Consider the following 22980-nt stretch of genomic DNA (forward strand, 5'->3'; position numbering starts at 1 on the left):
CGGCCGAAGCCTTCTCCCAAGTCATGTCGACTGAACCGGCGCACTGCATAATTCTGCGAGGGTGCATTCACCCCACGGCCGTAAAGATCGTGTTACGTCGCTCACTCCGAATTGCGCAGTGGCCGTGACGCCCATGGATGGGTCGGTGGAGTGAACGGCTCCCGCCCGTTGCGATGCGTGTCGGGGCTGCGTCGGGTGAGGCAAGTGATTGGGATTAGTTTAAGGAAACCCGGTACCCGGCTGGGGCGCTGACCGTCCCTGCGGGAGCAGAGGCGAATGCCTGTACTGCGTACCATCTACCAGCAACCTTCCCAAGCTCGGTCACGAAAATATGGGACTTGCATGCGGCGTCCGACGTTTAGGCAAACAGCATACGCAGCACCCGCGGCAGCTCGAACGCGATGCCCTGGCCCCTCATGGCCGGCTCTAGAAGGAGAGGTCAGCCATGAGCCGGCCGGCAGTCAGTCGCAGGCGCGAGCCAGTCGTGGGGTACCAGCTCTTCGAGTGGGCGCCGAGTGCTGCTGCTCACGAGCCGAGGCCAGTCTTACCGCCGGCAATACAGCGAACGTCTTCGCTGTCCTAAAGCGACTGACGTATAAGTGATGCGTGTCCAAAAGCTTACAACCGGCAGAAAACATGTCGCGTTCGAAACAACCGCCGTGTTGGGCCTGTTGGACTTTTGAAGCCAATAAAGCATTTGCTGCGCGCCAGGCGCGCTGGCACGGCCTTTGCTAGTTGAGGTGCGGCGATGGTACCTGAGCTGACCCGCATGAGAACAGGCAACAGGAGTGATGGCCTTTCGGTGTCTTCCGTTTCTAAGCCAGATCGCTCATCGACGCCAACAAGGTGTGGGACAAGATTTTGAGAAGAACATGGTGTTGCGTATTGAGTCCCCGGCTCCTCCGATCAAAGTCAACGGCTGGCTGCGTGGCAAGCCCCTCACGAACCTTTCAACTCGGCAAGGTGTACCTTATTGAGTTTTGGGCGACTGGGTACGGACCTTGTGTGGCGGCGAGGCCCCATCTGATGCAGCTACAGGACAAATATCAAACCAGCGGATTTGAGGTCGTCGGAGTCGCAGCTAGCGAAGAGGACCCAACCGCGGAGGAGACGCGGACGAGCTTGGATGCTTGGCTGATTCAGAGGTTCCCCAATCTAAATTATCGGATCGCGTTCGATTACACAGGCGAAATGAACAGACCATGGATGAAGGCGAGTTCTTCTCTCGGGATTCCTACCTCGTTCCTTGTGGACCGCGACGGCCGCATCGCATTCATCGGACACCCGGCGGAACTCGATGACGTTTTACCGAAAGTCATATCGGCAGCCGGCGCGGCAGCGATGAAGCGAAAGCCGCCGATAAAGGGCGGATCGCTAGGAACGAACGCACAGCGCGCGAACTGGCGCTGACCGAACCGACTTACGCCAAACTCCAGCCGGCGCTACAGGCGGAGGATTGGAAGGCGGCACTCTCGGCCGTCGAAGGAGGCCTCGCCTTAATGCCAGACAATTGCGGGTTCCGGCATACTCAAGCGGATCTTTTGCTTCACAAGCCGCGCGACATAGCGACCGGCTTGCCAGTTATGCGCCAATTGGTCGACAACGCTATCGACAAGAAATTTGAGGCCGTGTCCTGGATGATAATGGCCCTGAAGCAACTCTTCGATCCCTCGAGGAACAACTCCCATCTTCCCGATGCAGAGCGTTTCGCGATGGGCAATGAGCTGTCTGAACAGATCTTGGCACTAAGTCCCCAACAAAGCGACGGCCCCCTTAAATTCGTTTGGTACGTTCCGGTCGCTCAGTACTATTATGAGTGTGGCAACAAGGTTCGCGCGATCGAACTGATTGACGTGGCACTAAAATCGCTGGATTTTCCGGAGCCAATGCCGGACCACATCAAACAGTACTACCTTACCCCCTTGCTCCAAGCCTTGGCCGATTGCACGGGTGAGAACGCCTGTTCCGCGGATCTTTGCGTGGTTCCGCAAAATAAGGCTCCGGAAAGTCAAAACGCAGTTGCCTCATGAGCAAAGATCACAAAGGGGCAACACGTGGAATTGGACCCTGGTCAATCCCTGAGTTTTCTGCGGCGGCGTGCCCGCAGGAAATATGTCCAGGCAGCAGAGGGGGGGATCGTTTGCTGCAGGTGAAGGTTCGGACACTAGATCGCCGCGGAAGAGAAGTTCCAGTCGAATTTGGCATGTCTTGGAAGTCGTCACAGTCCAGGACATGTTCGAGATCGGCCAGAAAGACCTCATTTGCATGGAATCTGCCCTCCCACGACAGACGTCGGTTGGGCGGGTGTGCCCGGAGTCGGCGTACCCGGAAGCAGAAATCCTCCTTGAAGACGAGGACTGAAATTGAGGAAACCAAATGTCTCGCCCGGCGCCTGGCCTGCCGGCAACAAGGACGGCGAGGCTCTTGTCACCGTTTGACAAATGCCTTCTGCGGCTTATCCGATGGTCAGGACTCCAGGGCTCATACAAGGGAAATCGGGCACCGAGCTGCTGGCCGGCTTCATCGTCACCAAGGAACTGCGCCGGAAGACCGGATCATGCGCGATCCGGATCCGGACATGATGGAGGCTCTATGTTTTCACCGCAGCGGGGATCGCTCGAGGTGCGCTCAGGTGTGATGAAACGCCAACAATAAAGTGAAAGTTTCTGGGCTTTTGGCGCGTGCTTTTCGCGAAATGGCACTTGTTCGTTCTGTCGAGGCGTCCGCCGGTTCGGCTTCGAGAGTTTAACGCGGATTCCGGAACCAAACTGGTCGACGATGCGACTGCAGCTGTTGCCGATTGCGATGTCGTGCGGGCGTGAAAAGATCGATTTTCGAGGAAGGATCATGTCAAACTTAGATGAGATGGTGAAGAAGGTCCGAAAGCTACAACTGCGCGCGGCAATTGCTAAGACGAACTTGCGCGACCTTGCCGAGGGTCTTCCGGTGAAATGGACTGAGATAGAGGAAGTGGCCGAGAAAGCGCACGCCGTTTATGCGGAGTTGCATGGCGCCAGGAGAGAGCTCGCGAAAATGAAGATTTTACGATGAGGAGCGCATTCATCACCCGCGACGGCTCGACATGGGTGCCGCAATATCTGACCGCTATAGATGTCAAGATCTGTATCGGCTGCGGCCGCTGTTTCAAGATCTGCTCGCGCGAGGTCATGCACCTTTACGGCGTAGATGACGCGGGTGAAATCCTCGGCACCTGCGACGGCGCTGACGACGACTTCGATGGTGAGCTCAATCGCATGATCATGGTGGTGGACCATGCTGGCCGATGTATTGGCTGCGGAGCCTGCGGCCGTGTCTGCCCCAAGAACTGCCAGACTCATGTCGCGGCCGACCAGGTCTCAGCCTGAGCTGCATGATTTTACGAGAGAAACATCAGGAGAACGGCATTTGCGCTTAATCATCTTTTGTCGGCTCCTGGGGATGGTCCTGTGCGGCAACGCTGTGACGGTTTACTTCGCGTTGGACTCCATCCGTCTGGCAGTCTTCACGACGCTGGCCTTTTGGCTGGTTCTCCAGGTGGCCTATTTTGCAAACGTTCTATTTCTAATCTGGCGGTCCAGCGGCGTTCGCGGCGAGCAAAGGGCTCAGCTTTTCGTTAGCTCTCAGAAAGTTCCATTCCGGCCGTCAGATATGATGACGTGAAGAATGGATCTTCAGATGTGCGCCAGCGCAATCGAATGCTCGGCATAGCGATGCCCCTCCCTTGAGGCGCTCAAGATAAAGCACAGCTCCCTATAAATTCGGGGGCAACCATTATTGAGTTGATCATTGCGTGCGACAATCGGATGCGACCACGTTCTGGTGATTATAAGACCATCGAATGCAGTTTCGCTCCATAGCTGCGTTCGCGGCACACCAGCACCCGGGTGCACGCCTCGACTGCGAACGAGGCGCCGGATAGCATCAACAGTGGCCTCTTTTGGAAACATCCGAACGCAGCCGGCTCACAGTCAAACGCATCTCTTAGAAGCGCTCGTGCACCGTTAGTTTCGGGGCAATCACGTACCACTGGAGAAAATATGCTGAAACGGTTCGCACGCTACCCGCTCACCTTCGGACCCACCCCCGTCGAGAAGCTCGACCGGCTCGGCAAGCATCTGGGCGACAAGGTGGAAATCTCGCCAAGCGCGACGACTGCAACTCTGGTCTCGCATTCGGCGGAAACAAGCTGCCGCAAGCTTGAATACATCATCCCCGATGCGATCGCGTCAGATGCCGACACGCTCGTCACCGTCGGCGGCGTGCAGTCCAATCACACCCGGATGGTGGCAGCGGTCGCCGCCAAGGTCGGCATGAAATGCCTCCTGGTTCAGGGGAGCTGGGTTCCACATGACGATGCCGTCTACGACCGGGTCGGCAATATTCTCTTGAGCCGCATCATGGGCGCAGAGGTGCGCCTCGTCGACGAGGGCTTTGACATCGGCATCCGCCAGAGTTGGGAAAAAGCGCTCTATGATGTCAATGCAAGGGGCGGGAGACCTTATGCGATACCAGCCGGGGCTTCTGTCCACAGATACGGCGGCCTCGGCTATGTCGGGTTCGCCGAGGAGGTGCGCGCCCAGGAGAAACAGCTTGGGTTTGCCTTCAACTACATTGTCGTTTGCACGGTCACCGGTTCAACGCATGCCGGCATGCTCGTCGGGTTCGCCCAGGACGGTCGACAGCGCAACGTGATTGGTATCGATGCCTCTGCCACTCCCGCAAAGACGAAGGCGCAGGTGCTTGGCATTGCCCAACATACAGCAAGGCTCGTCGAGCTCGGAACGGAACTCGTGGAGGATGAAGTGGTCTTGCTGGAGGACTACGCGTACCCGCGTTATGGCATTCCATCCGAGGAAACCAAAGGAGGCGATCCGTCTGTGCGCGCGGCTCGAGGGCCTAATTACCGATCCCATCTATGAGGGCAAATCGATGCACGGAATGATCGACCTTGAGCAGAGAGGCTTCTTTCCAGAGGGGTCAAAGATCCTCTACGCTCATCTCGGCGGCGCGCCTGCTATCAACGGGTACGGTTACGCCTTCCGCAATGGCTGACGCGCGACAGATGCGCTGCGCCATGCTGCCGTGTGGTATGCACCAACTGGAATTCCCATAAGCTAAGGTGGGAGCGGTTCCGGAAGCGCCGTCGGATGTGCGAGCAGCGATGCCTAACGGCGCGCACTCGACAGCTCTCGGCCCCCGCTCGACCGGTAAGCAGCTGCCGCAAGGTCCGGCGTTCGCCGGCCTTTCCATTTTCCATTGTCGAATCCGGAGTGCCCGAACCGGCGCTTGAACTCCTCAGTTGGATCGACCTGACGCGCGCCAGCTCCTAGGGTCAATGTGGATGGCATCCAGCGGCAACTCGGCACGCTTCCGCGCAACTGCCTAGCGCAGACTCGCGATCAGTCCCGTGCCGAAGCAGACGGCACTGGCCTTTTTGATCGTCCTAGCCACCACCATTGCGTTCTTCTGTTCGGGCGTCAGCTCTTCCCTGGGCAACATTTGCGTAGGCACAGATCACAGTCGCAGCTCTCTGTCAGCATGAGTAAACGGCCCGCAACCGCTATGCCCGCCGTTCCGGGATAGCAACGCCTATCTTCGGTAAGGCGCCACCGGTTTGATGCTCCAAGGCCATCGCCACGACGTAAAGCCAAGCAGGTTCGTTCCCTGGCATTTTGGGCCAGTGAATTCCCTGCTTCATTGGCGTCGGCGTCAACCGGAATGGCCAGCCCATGTGGAGGTCTGCCTCGATGCCAGAGCCGATTTGAGGGAGTTCTCGCACAAGCAAATGCGTCAACTACTAGATGCCGTAGTTTCGGCGTTCAGCCGAAAACCTTAGACAAGATCGCGTCAACCCACTCTCTCATTGACGCTCGGCTAGATCAGGGACTCATCATGAATACCGACGCTTTCGCCACGTATGAATCTAACGTTCGTCGTTATTGCCGGTCGTTTCCGGCAGTCTTTACGAAAGCTCTCGGGGCGACAATCTGGGACGAGTCCGGTAAACCTCATATCGACTTCATTGTGGGGTCTGGCGCACTCAACTACGGACATAACAACCCCACTATCATTGCCCCAGCAATAGAATATCTGATCGGTGAGAACATTCTTCTGTCGCTTGACATGTATACGGCGGCAAAGCGTGACTTCATTGAAGCGTTTGTCGAATCGATCCTAAAGCCCAGAGGCCTTTCCTACAAAATACAGTTTCCTGGGCCGACCGGCACAAACGCCAACGAAGCGGCGCTGGCCCTGGCGCGAAAATATACCGGTCGCTCGAGTGTCATGGCCTTCACAAACTCGTACCATGGTATGTCGCTTGGGTCCCTGGCGGTGTCGGGCTCGGCGTCTACCCGAGAGCTGGGAGGCGTCGCCCGCCACGATGTGGTCCGTGTCCCTTATGACGGCTATGCAAACCAGGGTTTCGATTCTGCGAGTTACATCGACTGCGTTTTGAGCGATCCGGGAAGCGGCATAGAAAGACCTGCCGCAATCATTTTGGAGCCTATTCAGGCAGAAGGCGGCATGAACACCGCATCCGCAGCTTGGCTCACAGAAATTCAGCGCATCTGCCGCAAGCACGGCATTGTTTTCATCGTTGACGACATTCAGGCAGGATCGGGTCGGACCGGTGATTTCTTCTCGTTCGAGTTCGCAAAAATTGAACCGGATATAGTGACTCTTTCCAAGTCCCTAAGCGGTTCAGGTAGTCCGTTGTCCATTGTTCTGATTCGACCCGACCTGGACATATGGAAAGCCGGAGAACATAGCGGGACCTTCAGAGGCAACAATTTCGCCTTCGTGACGGCAGGGGCCATGTGCAAAATGTGGTCGGACGTCCGGTTTACTGCTGGCGTCGAGCGGACAGCGGTCAAGCTGCAAGCGCACCTGGACCGCCTTATCGCCAAATTTCCCAAGTGCATTGAGCAGAAGCGCGGCCGCGGTCTGATGGCCGGCCTCAAGTGCCGTTCATCGGCCGTTGTGAGCCGTGTGCACGATGTCGCGTTCGAAAACGGTCTGCTTATCGAATCCTCAGGGCCAGATCGCGACGTAATCAAAGTTCTCCCGCCAATAACCATCACCGATGCCGAGCTCGATCTTGGCATCGCCATCCTTGATCACGCACTACAGGAGCAAGACAATGTCTAGTCAGATATCTCAAGCGCCGGCCATCTCTCCAGTTTCTATCAGAGAACGCATCGGCTCGATCAGCACTGCTGACATCATCTCAGTCCTGAAAGGCGAGACCACCGCTCTACACATGAAGCAAGCTTTCAGCACTGAAGTAGCCGAGGAGATCACCACAAACTTCACTGGCAGCACCGGTCTCAAGGAGCGAAAAGATGGAGTGCCCGGACAATATGTCGGCGCATCGCACTACAGGAAGGACGCAGCCACGTATTTCGCAGAGGCCGAAAATGCGCGACCGTACGTCGAGGCCCTGTTCAAGAATTTGGTTGACCCGGTCCGAGCAATATTCGGCGCGTTGAAGCGCGAGCTTCACAACCAGGGCATTGAATTGCGACTGGCCCGCTCAGAACACGGTCAGGCCAATGTTTGTCGTGCTATCAGCTGGTCTGGCAGCGGCGCATTTTCCTTGGATCCCCACGATGATGTCGCTCAAGTCTTGCGTGCTGGCAGTGATTACGAGCTTTCTTCGGTGGCGCACAACACTGTCGCAGCACTCAACTTCTATCCCAGCATGCCCGAGGAAGGCGGCAATCTGAGGCTCTGGAGCCATAAGCCGACAGTTGCGGACCGAAAGTCGCAGGGTGTGGAGACCACTGGATATCCCTATTCGGCAGCTTATCTCGAGCCCGTCCCTTGCCGCGAGTTCCAGCTCAAGGCCGGGGATATCGCCCTAATCGATGGCGGCTTCGTTCACGGGGTTACCGGCCAATCAGGCAACGGAAAGCGTCGCCTGGTGCTGAACAGCTTTTTCGGGTTTGCGCGGCCAGATCTTGTGCTCTGGTGGACCTGACGTTGGGACGACCGACCGCCGCCGACACCCACAACATCCGTTCGCAACGCGGAGGTCCCTTCAGGCACAGCCGTTGGGTTGATCCAGAGGCCGACAGTGTCATAAAAAGCGCGCCTCAGATGCTGCCGGTCTTCCAATTATCTGTCGCGTCCCTGCCTGGTGCGGGTGATCTAGAAGGGGTCGCTCTTGGTGCTTGATCACAGACCCGATATAGGCACTCACCGTGAGCCATAGGCTGATGTTGCCGGAGACCTTCCTGAAAGTTGGGAGCTCGCAGCGGTCCACTGTTCACGGAGCGCAGCTGAACACACATCGCGAGGTGACGTTAAAGCAAAGGAAGAGGCGACGCCAGACGTGAGAGGCAAACGTCTCCTTCTTCGCAGATCTATTGCGCGTCTACGTGCGTCGGTGGGAAGTGCACTGCTGCTCGCCTTCGACTTTCCGACTGGGCCCAATTAGTGCACCCGCCCGCCGGGCAGATGCAGGTTCAAGAAACTCCTGCCACAATGTTAAAGTGGCCGATTGGTGAGAGGGCCTTCTCCGAAAGCATAACGGTCGTGACTTCGGGAGAGTGATTGCGCAAGAGACTTCAGCGCCGATATTCCAAATCGATAATTCCAAGTTGTAGCGCTTTTATAGCTGCTGTAATTCTGCTACAAGTATCCAGCTTTCTCATTACGTTCTTTACGTGAAAGTTAACAGTGTTTACTGATATACCTAAAATTTGTCCAATTTCCCAGGAGGATTTCCCTTTCGCCGTCCACATGATACACTCCTTTTCTCTTGGAGAAAGGGTGGGTGTCTCCTCGAAACCGCTGATCCGCCGGTGTTCCACAGTCTCTCCTCCGAAGTCGTTTGCAGGATGTTGTCACTGGGCACGAAACTGCCGGGGTGTAAGGCTACGGCTCTGCGCGGCTTCCTGGGCAGCTCTGAATCGACACACCCCTAGCATCTGATTGCAGTTGGCGAGGTTATTTTAGGCTAAACCTTCGTTTCTTCATTGCTACGCGGGTGAAACATAAGCAATATTTGGAGTGTATATACTAGTAATTCGTTGTCGCGTGAATTTAATAAATTGTTGAATGTGCTTTGCACATGACGTCAATTATTCGGCCGAAGAGATCTAGCCGAGAAGTCAAAATCCCACGGCCTCATCGGCATATCAAAGATATCGTATGGGTTAATTGGCTCTCAGAGTGGGTCTTGAAACCGACGAGCGGTTCTTTGTAGCAGTTTCCGCAAATGGAGACGACGATCATGGCCTGAGAGACGTCGATGCGCTGCTCGCAGTCGCGCACCATGCGTCGCCACCTGGCACCCAGCCGAAGGTGCGTTCGGCCGCCAGCGGCGCGGCAGGACTTGCAAGCGCGCTGTTAGTCGTCGGTTCGGTCGATGATCTGGGTGACGAAGTCGAGATAGGCGGCCTTACCATGGGCTTGAGCCGATCGCCGCGTCGGCGATCGATACTTGACCCCGGCAAGCGCTTGCGGACGCCGGCGAGTTTGTCCGTGCGCCGGCCATGTCGGCCGGCGTCAGGTTGAGCATCGAAAGCCGCCCGTCGATATCGACCGCAATCTGGCGCTTGCGGCGGTCGATCTTCTTGCCCGCGCCATACCCTTTGGGCGCCAGGAGGCCGCCAAATGCCGCGTCAACGGCTTCGTTCAATGGTCGTCGTACCGACCCCAGAGAGGCAGCACGGCGGTCGAGTAGGCGCCCAGGGCTCGCAAGATCCACAGCAATTGCAACGCCATAACTGGGTGGCGATCCTTGGCGCCTTGGCGCTATCCGGAAAACCGCTCCTGCGACTGGGGATCGCATACTGGACGTGTAACTCCCGCGCAGGAGATCCGCTTCGGCACCGCGCCTTCAGAACCCTGGCCCGAATAGCTACCGAAGAGGTAATCAGAAGCTTCATCGACGGGCGCGGCTGGATTCGGTATCCCGCTCGCGGCGGCGCGAGCGCCTAGCACATCGATGGCGGCTTTTTCACGCTGCTGCCGCAGGCGGAACTCCCCACCCGGACCTTTCAGGTGTGGTTTCGCGGGCGCTAGACAGTGCCGACTCTGCCCGACAGTCTGGTAGTTTGGGCGATATGCTTCAGTGCTTGAGCGACGACCGTTCAAAAGAGTACGCCGCATCAGGTCGCGAGTGACCGAATTTCGCTTCCCTTCTCTATCTATCCGACATCGACGCTCGGCTGACTTCGCGGGAAGGGCGGCACGCCTTGCTGCGTAACTTCGAGTCAGCCGAAACCGGGAATGGTGCCGGCGCGCGCGAGAGTTGCAGTAAATATCCGGTTTTCTCAGGCGTGCGCAAACTCACGGCGACGATGCGCCTTGAGATCCCAGTCCGATACCAACGACATCGTCACTCAGCAATTGCATCTGCCGCGGACGGAAGCCGATTTCTTCTTCCTTGCAGCCCTTTTGCCCCCTTGGCGGGGTTGGTCGGGCTCGAGGCCGCCGGCGTGCGCGACGCGGTTGAGGCTGCAGGCGCGAGCCTGCTCTACCTGCCGCCCTTTAGTCCCAAATTCAATCGATTGAGAGCGCCTTCGCCACACTCAAGGCGCTGCTGCGAGCAAAACCGAGAGAATTATCAAGGCTCTGTGCGACGCGGTCGGCGCGGTCATCGACCTCTCCACCTCAGCCGAATGTGCCAACTACTTCAAAGCCGCAGGATATGAACCGGATTACAGGACATGCTCTAAGCTAGGGACGCGGTAACTCATGATCCATGGAATATCGTGATTAGAGATGGGAGCTCTCCAGAATCTGTATTGGTAGAGTGCGCGTATAAGACGATAGCAATGAGAAAAACCTAGGAAATAGACCAAATGCGCATCAGGGAAAATAATAGGTTCGGTGTCAAACGATTCCGGGAGCTACAAGCCGAGGCAACTTCCTGGCGTCGTCATCTCCATCGAAATCCAGAGCTTGGCTATCGGCTTGAAAACACGTCGAAATTCGTGAGGGAAAAATTGGCCTCGTTTGGCATCAATCGTATTGAAACTGGAATTGCTGAAACCGGCATCGTCGCTATGATAAAGGGTGAAGGTGGGGACGGGCCCACGATCGGTTTAAGAGCCGACATGGACGCCCTGCCAATAGTTGAAGCTTCGGGCAAGGCCTGGTCTTCCGAAGTTGGGGGGTATATGCACGGATGCGGCCATGATGGTCACACTGCGATGCTACTTGGAGCGGCCAAGTACCTTTCCCGCATCCGCCGATTCAAGGGTTCTGTGGCCCTGATTTTCCAGCCCGCTGAGGAAATACTGCCGTCGGGTGCTCAGAAAATGGTCCAAGAAGGGTTCTTGGATATCTTTCGAATTTCCCAAGTGTTCGGAATGCACAACACACCAGGCATCGAGATCGGGCAATTCGGTATCTGCCATGGCCCAATCCTTTCATCGCTGGATGATTTCGACCTGATCGTCAAAGGAAAGGGTGGCCACGCAGCGAAGCCTCATGAAGGAGTTGATCCAATTGTCATCGCGGCCCAGATCATACTGGGTTTCCAAATTTTGGTGTCGCGACAGACGAATCCAATTGAGGCACTTGTCATCTCCGTTACGAAGATAAACGCAGGGACGGCCTACAATGTCATTCCGGACCAAGTTCATCTGGCGGGGACGGTCAGGACGTTCTCACCGGGATTGAGGGACTTTGCCGAACGAGAGATCCTGGTATCTTCGAAGGGCATAGCCCGCGGACTTGGTGGTGACGTCGAGCTGAACTACCGGCGCGACACGCCTGTTACGTTCAATCACCCAACAGAGACCGATCTTGCGATCAGGGCGGCTCGCGCACTCGTAGGCTCTTCATCCGTGAATACGAAGATGCCCCCCCGTATCTCGTCCGAGGATTTCGCCTACATGCTCGAGGCGAGGCCGGGAGCTATTATCTACATCGGGAATGGGCCCACTGCGGCCTTGCACAATCCCGCCTATGATTTTGACGACGAGGTTCTTCCCTACGGTATCGGATACTGGGTCAATCTCGTCGAAACGGTTCTGGAACCATAGTACAAAGGCAATTATAGTCTATCTGCACCTTTTGATCTTGCCAAGTGCAATTTCTTTTATCTGAGATATGGTCCGGCCTCCATGGAAGGACAGGCTGATGATACCAAGCAAGCTATGCGACTAAGGCCGAGATCGGATATTTCGAAAAGACCGAGATGGACGAGTTGCTCAGTCAACCTGGCGGGCGCACGAGGCTTGACCTGCGCGACATTCGCTGCTGCTATTCCTATTTAACAGCGGTGCTCGCGCCGATGAGGCAGCAAAATTGACTGTCGGCAATCTTCATCTGGGTGCGTCCCCGTCAGTGCACCTAGATGGCAAGGAAAACAAGGTCCGTATCTGCCCAACGATGCCAACATCGCTTGCTCACTTCGTGACCAATCGGGGGGTGCGAGGCTATTTTCTGGCGCGGACGAAGGAGCTTTTGACACGCTTCGGAAATACACCGTGTCGTGACGCATATGCCGCCATGGCAAGCAAATTTCTGCTGAGTCTGGCACGAAGCGTGTCCGCCCGACACGATTTGTCACATGGCAGCCGCCCACCTCCTGTCGACGTCACAGATCAGCGCCTGGCTCAGTCACGTATCGTTAGACACCACGCAGCCGACCCGGAAATGAAGCCCACGCGTTGGCCACGCCCGCAGGCATAGCATAACTTGTCCGCAACTGGCGTTGCACCTTCGCAGGTTACGTCAACTATCAAATTACGCAGTATCGTTCCGCGTTCGACCGGTTTAGAAACCGCACTGCTTAGTGTAAAGGATACTGGCATGCAGGGCAACGTGACGACCTTTGACGTTTCAAAGTTCATCCGTGCAGCCTACAAACTGGCGCGCGAGTACGGTCTTCACACCACCATAGGAAACGATTTCGAGGAGTATGTCAGGATCACTGCCACGCTACTCGGAAAGTCCCCGACCGATCCACACTTCCGTCCGGATTGCTCTGAACTTCTGCCTGGAAAGGCTTTTTGGATCATCGGGCGGGACTGGCAAGGCAGGGTAGCTCATGTCCAAGCAATGAGGCTCGACGATCTATCCGGTACCACTCTTGACGAGCACCTTGGGACGCTCAGAGCCTGCTTCGCGGACCCTGATCTCAAAGCGGGCCCTGGCTCTTCGTGCAACTGCTATGCCCCCTCCGCTCGAGCCATTACCGGGCTTGTAGCATACCGCGGCGACCTCTGGCTGCGAGAGGATTTTCGGGGACGCGGTCTCGTGGCCCCACTTGGTCGGATGGCATTTGGACTCGCCTGGGCTAAATGGTCGCCGGATTTCATTTACGCGCTGGTTGCTGGCTGGAACATCCAAAAAGGCGTCGCAGACCGCAACGGCTATCTGCACAAAGAGCCAGGGGGGGCAATCCTCCGCTTGCCTGCGCAGGGAATATGCGAAGACGACTGGCTCGTTTGGTTGACCCGAGAGGATTTGCTAAAGATGATCTCGAGTTTCGCGGCACATTGTGACCCACGATCGGAATGATGCACGCAGGCGAGTGGCGATTTGCGTCCTTCCGCTGCGCCGGTCAAAAGCTGCCAGCGTCAGCCGCGCGTTCATTCAAGCGAATGATGCCATCTCCGACAACAACAGGCAGGCAGGCGTGCATTGCCGGGCTTGCGATGCGTGGTCGTCGTGAAGGATCGGAAAGTCGTTTCAGCCATGTTCCTTTAGAGAAGCGCATCCCTTTGCTCATCCTTTGCGTGCGATCCGGCAATTGTGCGATGAATTGCGGTTCGCTCGGCCATCCGAGTTGCTGTGCTTCATTGGCCGTGTGCTGATGGACCACCGCAACGGGCTGGCGGGCGATGCAACGCTGACGCACGCCATTGGCAAGGCCGAGCGGGAAGCGACGGTTGTCATGCTCCACCGGCGGCAGGCAAACATCACATCATGTGAGGCGCGGACAGGCCAGTGAGCCGAGCAGACTGACCATGCTGGGTGGCCGACATCAAATCGTCCGGGCTGCTCCTAGGATCTAAACTTAGGCCGACCGATAGTGTCACAAGGCGCTGGAATCCACGGCGTGAAGACACGACCGAGTGACCGCCGAAGGATGCCGGCTGCTGGCAATCGCGCGATCGACCTACTTCGACGGCTCGGAGAACACGGCAGACAATACCGCGATCGTCCAAGCGATCGTGCGAGGAGTCGAATATTATGGCTGGTCGTTTTTCCCGTTTGAGCATCGACAGTTTCGGCTAATCCGAGAAGCACCTCGCCGCACTGACCATGGCAAACAATACAGTAACAAAAAATTCACGAAATATTTGCGACCGCAGATCGCTGACGATGTTACCTTCGCCGTAATATCGGAGGTCTGGCGCTGCGGAGTAAACCGATTTTCAATTAGGTAGATACATAGCGCGCGCGGAGGTTAATACCCATGGCTGGAAGAACACTTATCATAGTTGAAGGCGATGTAGAATACTCAACGGGCAATGGTCGGCTATACATTCAAGCAGCCCACCGTCTTGGCCTGCGCCCAACTGCCTTCTCCACTAGTTCAGCTCAGTACGACTATCTTGCGGCTGAAGGGATTGAAGCAATCCGTGTCGAAGACAATCTTGTCGCGCTGATCCGCGAATGTTCCCGGCTGCGCGCGATCTATGAGATTGCCGGCATTACGTCTGTAAACGAGTCGGTATATGCGACAGTTGGCAAGCTCTGCCGGCATTTCGATCTACCGGGACCGAACCCTGAATCCGTTGAGCAGTGTTGCGACAAATTCGCTCAACGTCAGCTTCTCGCGCAGGCCGGAGTTCCGATACCTGCTTATCGCCTGGCGGCGGATGCGACGGAGGTGGAAAGTGCTGCTGCGGAAATCGGCCTGCCGGTGATTCTCAAGCCAGTCGTAGGCATCGGCAGCAGCGGTGTCCGATTGTGCCGCACTGTCGATGAGGTGGCCGAACATACAAGCTATCTGCTGGGCGGGACACACATATGGCGGTCTTCAGCGAGGATACTGGTAGAAGAATTCGCACAAGGACCCTATTATTGTGCCGACTTAATGGGAAATCAAGTCATCGGAATTACCGCTGCTGACTTCGACCGCCCACCGCATTTCGTCTTTCGTGAGTTGACCTTTCCAGCCCCGCTGACTGATAGCGGGCAAATGCATATCGTCGACGTATCACTGGGCTGTTTACGAGCTCTCGGCCTCGGCTGGGGGCCAACGAACATTGAATTCCGGTGGACAAAGCGTGGACCGGTCGTCATCGAAGTCAATCCGCGTCTTGCAGGTGGGACCGTTCCTAAACTGGTTCAGCTGGCTTACGGTGTTGATCTCGTCACTGAGCACATCAAGCTTGTCATCGGCGACCAATGCGATTTGCGCAGGAGGCATTCGCACATTGCGGCCGCACGGAAACTAGTTCCTGATCGCGATGGCATCCTCGACCGGATCGATGGTGACCGGGCGGCTGCTATATCAGGTGTCGCCGAGGTCAAATTGGATGCTGAACCCAAGATGCCAATCGTCAGGAAAGGCGACTATCGGGACTGTCTGGGGCATGTCATGGCCGCTTCACCTAGCCGTGCCCAGACCGAGACGATACTTCAGCGTGCCCTCGACTCGATTAGTTGGTCAATCACACCCTTTCCGCTGAAAGAAGGAGAACACCATGGCCGATAAGATCTTTGATCGCAGCAATACTATTTATGTAAAAAATTCGCCACGAAAAGGGCGTGGTGTGTTTGCAAATGTACCATTTAAGGCTGGAGAGGTAATAGAGCGCGCTCCAACGTGGGGATTTGATGACGTGGCGGCAAAACTTTTAGACCGCACAGGAATTCTTGAGTATTACTTCGTACGTCCCGATCAACCAGGCGAATCTCCCGCCGATCAACCAAGCGAATCTCCCCTGGTTGGATACGTTGTTTTCGGGTTTATTTCGATAGTGAATCACTCGTCGAACCCAAATGCACAAACAGTTTGGGCCTATGGGAACTCCGGCGCCTGGGCCACCATCGTCGCAATAAAGGATATTCAGGTGGACGAGGAAATAACACACCGCTATTCGAATATCTCGGCTTATCCGAAAAATATCAAATTCGTTGATTGAAGCGCAATGAGTGCTGCAAGGAGAGGCGTCGATCGTCAAGAGCGAGATTGGGGCTTGTGGTAGTCGTTCTCCATCACAGTTGTTTAGAGAACTCATGCCTACCAGGGCCTGTCGCTCGCTGTTCCTGCTCACAACCGACCAAAGCGGCAGACTCGCTCCGTCGCCGCGTATAGCGGAAACCCATCGATATTGAAGTATGCCGCGGCGCGCGCAGGCTTACCTGCTCGAAAGGCATTCGCTTCGCGGGATCAGTGATCAACGACGTACCATCCTTCGGGTGACCATCAACTTTCGGTTCCATGCTGCGACGCGTTCGGCTGCTAGAGCGGTTCATTGAGTGATTGAATCGGGAGGGATTGAACGAAGCCGCTGACGCGGCATTTGGTGCACCGGTTTGCGAATGACGCTTCTGTTTTGAAGGATTGCTGCTGTTGAAGCACAACCTTGAGAACAGGAGCAATGAGATGGCCGAGTTGAGCCCGCTTCGCCGGCGCATGATCGAGGACATGACGATCCGCAATCTGTCGCCGGCCACGCAACGATCCTACGTGCACGCGGTAGCGAAGTTCTCCCGCTACTGTGGCCGATCTCCGGACCGGCTTGACCTGGTTCGCGCCTTCCAGGTGCATCTGGTCTCGACTGGAATCTCGTGGCCGGCGCTGAACCAGACGGTGTGCGCACTGCGGTTCTTTTACGGCGTGTTGTTGGGTCACGCCGAGATCCCTGAGCGAATCGCCTATGCGCGCGCGCCACGCACGCTGCCGGTGGTTCTCAGCGCTGACGAGATTGTCCGCTTTCTCGAGGCGGTGCCGAGCCTGAAGACGCGCACCGCCCTGACGACGGCCTATGCCGCGGGGCTTCGCGCTTCGGAGACTGTCGGACTGAAGGTCGGCGACATCGACAGCGGACGCGGCGTGATCCGGATCGAGCACGGCAAGGGCGGCAAGGACCGCACGGTGATGCTGTCGGCGCAGCTTTTGCGCATCCTGCGGGTCTACTGGCGGCTGGCGAAGCCGCAGGGCTGGCTGTTTCCAAGCCGGGATGCAAATCGACCCATCGACGTTCAGGTATTGTACTCGGCCTGCCGCTCGGCGCCTGCGGCCGCCGCCATCGACAAGCGCGTGACGGTCCACACGCTCAGGCACAGCTTCGCCACGCATTTGCGACGCTGCGCACGATCGCCGCAGATCCCAGACATCTCGGCGCCGGGATTCGGTCTCATCGCGGTGCTGCACAGCTGGGGCCAGAACCTCACCTATCATCCCCACCTCCATTGCATCGTCCCGGGCGGCGGCATCTCCCTCGATGGAGGGCGATGGGTCACCTGCCGGCCAGGTTCTTCCTGCCCGTGCGCGTGCTGTCGCGCCTGTTCCGCCGTCTCTTTCTGGAGGAACTCCGAGCAGCCTATGATGAGGGTCGGCTGGGCTTCTTCGGCGATCTCGCCTACCTGGCAAAGCCTGATGCCTTTGTCTGCTTGCTCGCCGAGGCCCGTCGCCGTCAATGGGTCGTCTACGCCAAGCCGCCCTTCGGCGGGCCGAAGCAGGTGCTGGCCTATCTCGGCCGCTACACCCATCGCGTCGCCATCGCCAATTCCCGACTGATCAGCACGGCCGACGATCGGGTCGCGTTCCGCTGGCGGGACTATCGCCATCGCGGCAAGACGAAGATCATGACGCTCGACGCGCACGAGTTCATCCGTCGCTTTCTCCTGCACACACTGCCCGATGGTTTCCATCGCATCCGCCACTACGGCTTCCTCGCCAACGGTAATCGCGCCGCCAAGCTCGACCTGTGCCACAGGCTGCTGGCCGGTTCGCAGCAGAACGAGCTCGAACCGGATGCCGAAAGCGCCGCTGTCGCCGCCGAGCGCCTTGCGGTGGCGCATCGCTGCCCAAGCTGCGGAGAGCCAATGATCACGCTCGCCATCTGGCGGTGCGGCCAGGCGCCGCCGCGCCCCTTCTGGAGCGACACCTCATGACCACGCCGGGTGCGTCCACATCACCCGGTACGGTACCCGTCGCCATGCGCGCCGGCACCCCGATCCTTGTCCCGCCACACAAAGCCGCAAGCAGACAGCCCGGCGATAGAAGGCACTGCAGCCTATCCGACGGCTCGCACCATCCCGGTTCCGCCTTCCACCGTGCAATCCTTCGCTATGGCCGCATCGTGAACGCTCTTCATCAGCATGGCGAAGACGATCCCGACCGCTCCTCCAGGCTACAATCCCCATAGCGCCAGACCTCCCGCGGCTTCGTTCAATCCGGCTTGCAATGAGGTCCGAAGACTAGCGGGTGTGCTGCGTTGAGCATGCGGACCTCACAGAAGCCTCCAGATTCCCTTGGGTTTGGTTTGTGATTCAAGATGCTGGCTGGAAGGAGGCCAGCATTGATGACACGAGCCTATTCCAATGATCTTCGTGAGCGTGTTGTTGCGGCGGTTGTTGCGGGTGAGAGGCAGCCGCACGGTTGCGTCGCGCTTTGGCGTTGCGGTCTCTTCTGTGGTGAAATGGTCGCAACGTTATTGTGCGACCGGCTCGGTAGCGCCGGGAAAGATGGGTGGCCATCGCAAACGCGTTCTGGAGCCGCACGGGGACTGTCAAGAATTCTGTGCGCGAGGCCGATTTCGTCATTGGCTGACGAACCTCTCGCCGAAGACGACGGCGAACTGGGTCTTGGCCTCGAACCACTCGCGCGGCGGTCGTTTCCATTCCTCGGCCGCATGGTTCAGCACCAGATATAGCAGCTTCATGGCCGCATCGTCACTCGGGAAGTGTCCCCGGGTGCGGACGGCGCGGCGCAATTTGGAGTTCAGCGCCTCGATCGCGTTCGTGGTGTAGATGATCCGGCGCACGCTTTCGGGGAAGGCGAAGAACGGTACCACGTGTTGCCAGTTGCGCCGCCAGCTCTGGGTGATCGCCGGATACCGCTGGCCCCAGTAGCCGGCCTCGAATTCCTCCAAGGCCTTCATGCCGGCTTCTGCATCCTTTGCCCGGTAGATCGCGCGCAGCGCCGGCACGACGGACTTGCGATCCTTCCACGACACGAACTCCAGCGAATGACGGATCAGGTGCACGATGCAGGTTTGGACCACGGTCTGGGGGAAGACGGCGTTGATCGCCTCGGGGAAGCCCTTCAGGCCGTCGACGACGGCGATCAGGACGTCGGCGACGCCACGGCTCTTCAGTTCGTTCATGACGCGCAGCCAGAACTTGGCGCCCTCGTCCCGCTTGTTCCACTCCCACTCCGCTGGGCTGCGGAGGACGCTCAAGTTGAGAATACGACCGTCTTCTTTCCGTTGAGGACCACTCTATCCTCCAGATGGTAGCGCATTGCCCGGGCCAGGACCCGCCGCTCAATGTCACGCCCCTTGCGGATAAGGTCTTCAGGTGTGTCCTTATGCGAGATGCGTTCGACGTCCTGCTCAATGATCGGTCCCTCGTCGAGGTCCGACGTTACGTAGTGCGCCGTCGCCCCGATCAGCTTGACGCCCCGCTCGTGTGCCTGATGGTAAGGCTTCGCGCCTTTGAATCCGGGCAGGAACGAGTGGTGGATGTTGATGCACCGGCCCGCGAGCTTCTCCGAAAGCCCGTCTGACAAAATCTGCATATATCGCGCCAGGACTACAAGATCCGTGCTGGTCTCCTGAAAGAGATCCCAGATGCGAGCTTCCTGTTCTATCTTGCTTTGCGTGCTGATCGGCAGGTGGTGGAAAGGTATGCCGGTGAGGTCGGTCGACGCAAGGTGTTCGCGGCCGTGGTTGGAAACGATCGCAGTGACTTCCATCGGCAGTTCGCCCGTGCGCGATCGGTAGAGCAGGTCTGCCAAGCAGTGATCGAATTTGGAAACTAGCAGCATGACGCGGCTCACGGAGGAGGCTGGACGAAGGGTAAAGGTCATTCCCAGGCGCCCGGCGAGCTCCCCGACAATCCAGGCGATCTCCCCCTCGGGCCTCGCAAGTACAAGACGCGCGAAGACCACGCGCATGAAAAAGCGCCCCGTCTCGACATCATCAAACTGCTGCGCATCCAGGATGTTGCAACCGGCCTCGAAAAGGACACCTGAGACCGCCGACACGATGCCAGGCTGATCAGGGCAGGCGAGTGTAAGGATCATGGACGTGGCAGTCATCGACTGGCAGCTCCTGGCAGGTCGTATCTGATTTGAGGACACGCCGCGCTTCAGCGCCAGGCGCGCAGTTCTGGTGCGACAAGGCTGTCAAGATCGAGGCGCTCGCCTTTGACGCGCGTCCTACCGGCGTCGTAGAACGGCCGAAGGGATGCCACAGCGGCATGTCGGAAGCCACCGATCTCGACCTCGAACTCTCCGTCCTTGAGCCACTGGGCACTCACGCCAGACGCCGCGTTGAGATAGCCCATGCCAACGCCACAGCCGATAGTGTGCCCGAAGCCGGCGGAACGTAGGTAACCTACGAGAGTGCCATCACGCCAAACAGGTTCCGTTCCGAACATGAGGGGGGCGTTCCCGGGAACGGCAAATTGAACAACTCGCCGACGCGGGGTCTGTCCACGCTGATTCTCGAGCGCAGCGCGGCCGATGAAATCCGACTTCTTGTCCCAAGCGACGGTGAAACCGAGCCCTGATTCAAGCGGCGTATCCTCGTCGCTCACGTCAGAGCCCCAGTCGCGATATCCGGCCTCGAGGCGGAGTGTGTTCAGCGCGATGTATCCGGCTTGGCGAAGGTTGAGATCATCGCCCGCCGCCACAATGGCGTCATAGATGCCGAGTGCCTGTTCAGCCGGAATGTGGAGCTCCCAGCCAAGCTCCCCGACGAAGGTCATTCGAAAAGCCAGCGCCAGGCCATAGCCGATCTCAATTTCGCGAGCCGTGGCGAAAGGGAAGGCGTCATCCGAGTAATCGGCGGGACTGATGCGTGAAAGCAGTTCGCGCGAACGCGGGCCCATGACCGACAGGGTGACATAGCCTGAAGACACGTCTGCAATTGTTACGTGTCCGGCTTCCTTGGAGTTGAGCCTAAGCCACGCCAGATCGCGGATACGCTGCACGGCCGCGGTGACGACCAGGTATTCTTCGTCGCCGGTCCTGCAGATGGTGACGTCGGACTCCATCCCGCCACGCGCGTTCAGCCAAGGAGTATACACGATGCGCCCAATCGGCACGTCGACATCATTGCTTGAGAGCCGCTGCAATAAGGTCAGGGCGTCCCGGCCCTGGACAAGCAAGTGGGCGAAGGATGTCTGGTCGAACAAAGCAACGTCCGACCGCGCCGCCGCGTGTTCCACTCCACTCTGCCGGAACCATTCATCCTTGCCGAAGGTGGCGTGTGTGACCGGTTGCGAACCGGGCTCGCCGAACCACTGCACACGCTCCCAGCCAGCGACTTCGCCGAAATTTGCGCCTGCTCGGGAAAGCCGGTCGTGCAGCGGTGAAACCCGTACGTTACGGGCGGTTTTCGGGGATTTGTGCGGCCAGTGCAGGTTCCAGAGATTCCCCACTGCCTCAGTCGTGCGATCGTAGAGATAGCGGCGGTTCCGCTGGAATGGCATGGCGCGTCGCACGTCCATTTCCCAATAGTCGCCTGCGGGCATGCCCGTCGACATCCACTCGGCCATGACCTTGCCAGCGCCGCCCGAGGATTCGATGCCGCATGAATTGAAGCCTGTGGCGACATAAAGACCTGCGATATCCGGCGCCGGTCCGAGCAGGAATCGGTTATCAGGTGTGAAGCTCTCCGGCCCATTGAAGTTCAGCTGCAGTCCCACGTCGGCTAGAATGGGTATACGTTCGATGGCGGCTGCTAGGTAAGGTTCGATATGGTCGAAATCCTCGGGCAGGGACTCGAAACTGAAATTGCGCGGAACGCCGTCCATGCCCCATGGCTTCGCACGAGATTCGAAGAAGCCGAACAGCAGCTTGCCGGCATCTGGCTTGGCGTAGACCGCGGCGTCCATATCACGGATCGTGGGTAAATCGGCAGGCAGACCTGGAACGGCCTCCGTCACCACGTAAAAATGTTCTGCGGCATATAGCGGCACCGTCCAGTTGAGATCCGCAGCGACATTGCGACTCCACAGTCCCGTGCAGATGACTGCCTTTTCGGTGCGAACAAGGCCCTCAGCTGTCTCGACGCCGACGAGGCAACCCTTGTCAACCATGATGCGGTTCACGGGCGTTCGTTCCAGGATGTTCGCCCCGCCCTGCCGCGCACCGGCGGCGAACGCCCGTGCGGTGTCGATCGGGTTGGTCATACCGTCAGACGCAATCCAGGCGGCGCCCAAGACGTCGCTAACGTCCAACAGGGGCACTCGTCGCTTTGCCTCGGCTGCATCAATCATCTCAACGTCTAGGCCGAACGATCGGCCCATAGATGACCCCCGTCTGAGCTCTTCAATGCGAGCGTTCGTCGCGGCGATTGTGATGGAGCCGCTCTGCCGGAACCCGGTTGGTTGCCCAGTCAGTTGCTCCAGATCGCGGAACAACTCCGCCGAATACTGTGCCAGCTTTGCCATGTTTTCGTTGGCCCGCAGCTGAGTGACCAGACCGGCGGCATGCCAGGTTGTGCCACACGTAAGCTGGTCGCGCTCGAGCAGGAGCACATCGCGGTGCCCAAGGCGGGTCAAATGATAGGCAATCGACAGGCCGATGATGCCGCCGCCGATAATCACGTATTCAATATGGGAAGGAAGTTTGTTCTGCATTTTTCGGGACTCAGAAATGAGGGCGTGCGACCTCACCTCCGCTGCATCGCAAAGTGAGGACAGTGACTGTCAGCTAATCTGCAACTGGCAGGATGATCGCCCGGCGCCAAAAACCGTTTGGCCACGTGGCCACCCCGGAAGGGTGGGGTCGGCTCCTCAGAGCTGTCATTCACAGTCCCGCCTTTTGATTATCTATAGGCTTGCAGAGTACGAGGCGGCGTGAGTCGAATGTCGCCGAAG

At 57.9% G+C, this 22980-nt stretch carries 15 protein-coding genes and 7 pseudogenes; 17 read left to right on the forward strand and 5 right to left on the reverse strand.

Going from position 1 to position 22980, the window contains the following annotated elements:
- Window positions 1–1005: 1005 nt before the first annotated feature.
- The 8 genes from NMG70_RS00920 (at window position 1006) to NMG70_RS00955 (ending at window position 7981) form a co-directional block, all read left to right on the forward strand.
- Window positions 1006–1410, forward strand: a complete 405-nt coding sequence (locus tag NMG70_RS00920; RefSeq protein ID WP_254022840.1) for a TlpA disulfide reductase family protein — start codon at window positions 1006–1008, stop codon at window positions 1408–1410.
- A gap of 89 nt (window positions 1411–1499) precedes the next feature.
- Window positions 1500–2030: a hypothetical protein gene (locus tag NMG70_RS00925; RefSeq protein ID WP_254022788.1), complete on the forward strand. Its 531-nt coding sequence runs from the start codon at window positions 1500–1502 to the stop codon at window positions 2028–2030.
- 817 nt (window positions 2031–2847) lie between these two features.
- Window positions 2848–3051 (forward strand): CCE_0567 family metalloprotein, encoded by a 204-nt coding sequence (locus tag NMG70_RS00930; protein ID WP_254022841.1) that lies wholly within the window; start codon window positions 2848–2850, stop codon window positions 3049–3051.
- Window positions 3048–3365 carry a ferredoxin III, nif-specific gene (gene fdxB / locus NMG70_RS00935; RefSeq protein ID WP_254022789.1) on the forward strand — a complete coding sequence of 106 codons (318 nt, stop codon included), beginning with the start codon at window positions 3048–3050 and terminating at the stop codon, window positions 3363–3365. Before NMG70_RS00930 ends, fdxB begins: the two co-directional genes overlap by 4 nt.
- A gap of 73 nt (window positions 3366–3438) precedes the next feature.
- A complete protein-coding gene (locus tag NMG70_RS00940) occupies window positions 3439–3660 on the forward strand; it encodes an exopolysaccharide production repressor protein (RefSeq protein ID WP_254022842.1) in 222 nt (73 codons plus the stop codon).
- Window positions 3661–4037: 377 nt separating this feature from the next.
- Complete coding sequence (locus tag NMG70_RS00945) at window positions 4038–4919, forward strand: 1-aminocyclopropane-1-carboxylate deaminase (protein ID WP_254022790.1); 882 nt, start codon at window positions 4038–4040, stop codon at window positions 4917–4919.
- 973 nt (window positions 4920–5892) lie between these two features.
- The gene (gene ectB, locus NMG70_RS00950; protein WP_254022791.1) at window positions 5893–7149 is read left to right on the forward strand and encodes a diaminobutyrate--2-oxoglutarate transaminase; all 1257 of its coding nucleotides are present in this window, start codon (window positions 5893–5895) and stop codon (window positions 7147–7149) included.
- A complete protein-coding gene (locus NMG70_RS00955) occupies window positions 7142–7981 on the forward strand; it encodes a 2OG-Fe(II)-dependent halogenase WelO5 family protein (protein WP_254022792.1) in 840 nt (279 codons plus the stop codon). The genes ectB and NMG70_RS00955 overlap by 8 nt, the downstream gene beginning before the upstream one ends.
- 589 nt (window positions 7982–8570) lie before the next feature.
- On the opposite strand, the gene NMG70_RS00960 is transcribed toward NMG70_RS00955, so the two are convergent.
- Both NMG70_RS00960 and NMG70_RS00965 read right to left on the reverse strand, forming a co-directional pair.
- Window positions 8571–8747, reverse strand: coding sequence for a response regulator transcription factor (locus NMG70_RS00960; protein ID WP_436798321.1), 177 nt, complete (start codon window positions 8745–8747; stop codon window positions 8571–8573).
- A 385-nt stretch (window positions 8748–9132) separates the two neighbouring features.
- A pseudogene (locus tag NMG70_RS00965) lies at window positions 9133–9601 on the reverse strand (transposase); the annotation flags it as partial.
- Window positions 9602–10436: 835 nt separating this feature from the next.
- Between NMG70_RS00965 and NMG70_RS00970 the strand changes: the two are divergent.
- The 9 genes and pseudogenes from NMG70_RS00970 to NMG70_RS01010 all read left to right on the forward strand — a co-directional run.
- Window positions 10437–10704 (forward strand): annotated as a pseudogene (locus NMG70_RS00970) (transposase); the annotation flags it as partial.
- Window positions 10705–10814: 110 nt separating this feature from the next.
- Window positions 10815–12002 carry a M20 aminoacylase family protein gene (locus NMG70_RS00975; protein WP_254022793.1) on the forward strand — a complete coding sequence of 396 codons (1188 nt, stop codon included), beginning with the start codon at window positions 10815–10817 and terminating at the stop codon, window positions 12000–12002.
- A gap of 772 nt (window positions 12003–12774) precedes the next feature.
- A complete protein-coding gene (locus NMG70_RS00980) occupies window positions 12775–13485 on the forward strand; it encodes a hypothetical protein (protein ID WP_254022794.1) in 711 nt (236 codons plus the stop codon).
- 271 nt (window positions 13486–13756) lie between these two features.
- A pseudogene (locus tag NMG70_RS33150) lies at window positions 13757–13876 on the forward strand (IS5/IS1182 family transposase); the annotation flags it as partial.
- A 510-nt stretch (window positions 13877–14386) separates the two neighbouring features.
- Window positions 14387–15634 carry an ATP-grasp domain-containing protein gene (locus NMG70_RS00990; protein WP_254022796.1) on the forward strand — a complete coding sequence of 416 codons (1248 nt, stop codon included), beginning with the start codon at window positions 14387–14389 and terminating at the stop codon, window positions 15632–15634.
- Window positions 15624–16064, forward strand: coding sequence for an SET domain-containing protein-lysine N-methyltransferase (locus NMG70_RS00995; RefSeq protein ID WP_254022797.1), 441 nt, complete (start codon window positions 15624–15626; stop codon window positions 16062–16064). The genes NMG70_RS00990 and NMG70_RS00995 overlap by 11 nt, the downstream gene beginning before the upstream one ends.
- 464 nt (window positions 16065–16528) lie before the next feature.
- Window positions 16529–17227: pseudogene (locus NMG70_RS01000) on the forward strand (tyrosine-type recombinase/integrase); the annotation flags it as partial.
- Window positions 17212–18042, forward strand: a pseudogene (locus NMG70_RS01005) (IS91 family transposase); the annotation flags it as partial. The pseudogenes NMG70_RS01000 and NMG70_RS01005, both read left to right, overlap by 16 nt.
- Before the next feature lie 410 nt (window positions 18043–18452).
- Window positions 18453–18651, forward strand: a pseudogene (locus tag NMG70_RS01010) (IS630 transposase-related protein); the annotation flags it as partial.
- Window positions 18652–18689: 38 nt separating this feature from the next.
- Here the strand turns inward: NMG70_RS01010 and NMG70_RS01015 are convergent.
- The 3 genes and pseudogenes from NMG70_RS01015 to NMG70_RS01025 all read right to left on the reverse strand — a co-directional run.
- Window positions 18690–19298, reverse strand: a pseudogene (locus tag NMG70_RS01015) (IS256 family transposase); the annotation flags it as partial.
- A 29-nt stretch (window positions 19299–19327) separates the two neighbouring features.
- Window positions 19328–20191 carry a formyltetrahydrofolate deformylase gene (gene purU / locus NMG70_RS01020; RefSeq protein ID WP_254022798.1) on the reverse strand — a complete coding sequence of 288 codons (864 nt, stop codon included), beginning with the start codon at window positions 20189–20191 and terminating at the stop codon, window positions 19328–19330.
- 50 nt (window positions 20192–20241) lie between these two features.
- Window positions 20242–22740, reverse strand: coding sequence for a GcvT family protein (locus tag NMG70_RS01025; protein WP_254022799.1), 2499 nt, complete (start codon window positions 22738–22740; stop codon window positions 20242–20244).
- Window positions 22741–22980 lie beyond the last annotated feature (240 nt).

This window comes from Mesorhizobium ventifaucium (assembly GCF_935822925.1).
Lineage (GTDB): Bacteria > Pseudomonadota > Alphaproteobacteria > Rhizobiales > Rhizobiaceae > Mesorhizobium > Mesorhizobium ventifaucium.

Coding starts and splice junctions, on each gene's coding strand:
- NMG70_RS00925 (WP_254022788.1), top strand. CDS start 1,500: ATGCCAGACAATTGCGGGTTCCGGCATACTCAAGCGGATCTTTTGCTT.
- NMG70_RS00930 (WP_254022841.1), top strand. CDS start 2,848: ATGTCAAACTTAGATGAGATGGTGAAGAAGGTCCGAAAGCTACAACTG.
- fdxB (WP_254022789.1), top strand. CDS start 3,048: ATGAGGAGCGCATTCATCACCCGCGACGGCTCGACATGGGTGCCGCAA.
- NMG70_RS00940 (WP_254022842.1), top strand. CDS start 3,439: ATGGTCCTGTGCGGCAACGCTGTGACGGTTTACTTCGCGTTGGACTCC.
- NMG70_RS00945 (WP_254022790.1), top strand. CDS start 4,038: ATGCTGAAACGGTTCGCACGCTACCCGCTCACCTTCGGACCCACCCCC.
- ectB (WP_254022791.1), top strand. CDS start 5,893: ATGAATACCGACGCTTTCGCCACGTATGAATCTAACGTTCGTCGTTAT.
- NMG70_RS00955 (WP_254022792.1), top strand. CDS start 7,142: ATGTCTAGTCAGATATCTCAAGCGCCGGCCATCTCTCCAGTTTCTATC.
- NMG70_RS00960 (WP_436798321.1), bottom strand. CDS start 8,747: ATGTGGACGGCGAAAGGGAAATCCTCCTGGGAAATTGGACAAATTTTA.
- NMG70_RS00975 (WP_254022793.1), top strand. CDS start 10,815: ATGCGCATCAGGGAAAATAATAGGTTCGGTGTCAAACGATTCCGGGAG.
- NMG70_RS00980 (WP_254022794.1), top strand. CDS start 12,775: ATGCAGGGCAACGTGACGACCTTTGACGTTTCAAAGTTCATCCGTGCA.
- NMG70_RS00990 (WP_254022796.1), top strand. CDS start 14,387: ATGGCTGGAAGAACACTTATCATAGTTGAAGGCGATGTAGAATACTCA.
- NMG70_RS00995 (WP_254022797.1), top strand. CDS start 15,624: ATGGCCGATAAGATCTTTGATCGCAGCAATACTATTTATGTAAAAAAT.
- purU (WP_254022798.1), bottom strand. CDS start 20,191: ATGACTGCCACGTCCATGATCCTTACACTCGCCTGCCCTGATCAGCCT.
- NMG70_RS01025 (WP_254022799.1), bottom strand. CDS start 22,740: ATGCAGAACAAACTTCCTTCCCATATTGAATACGTGATTATCGGCGGC.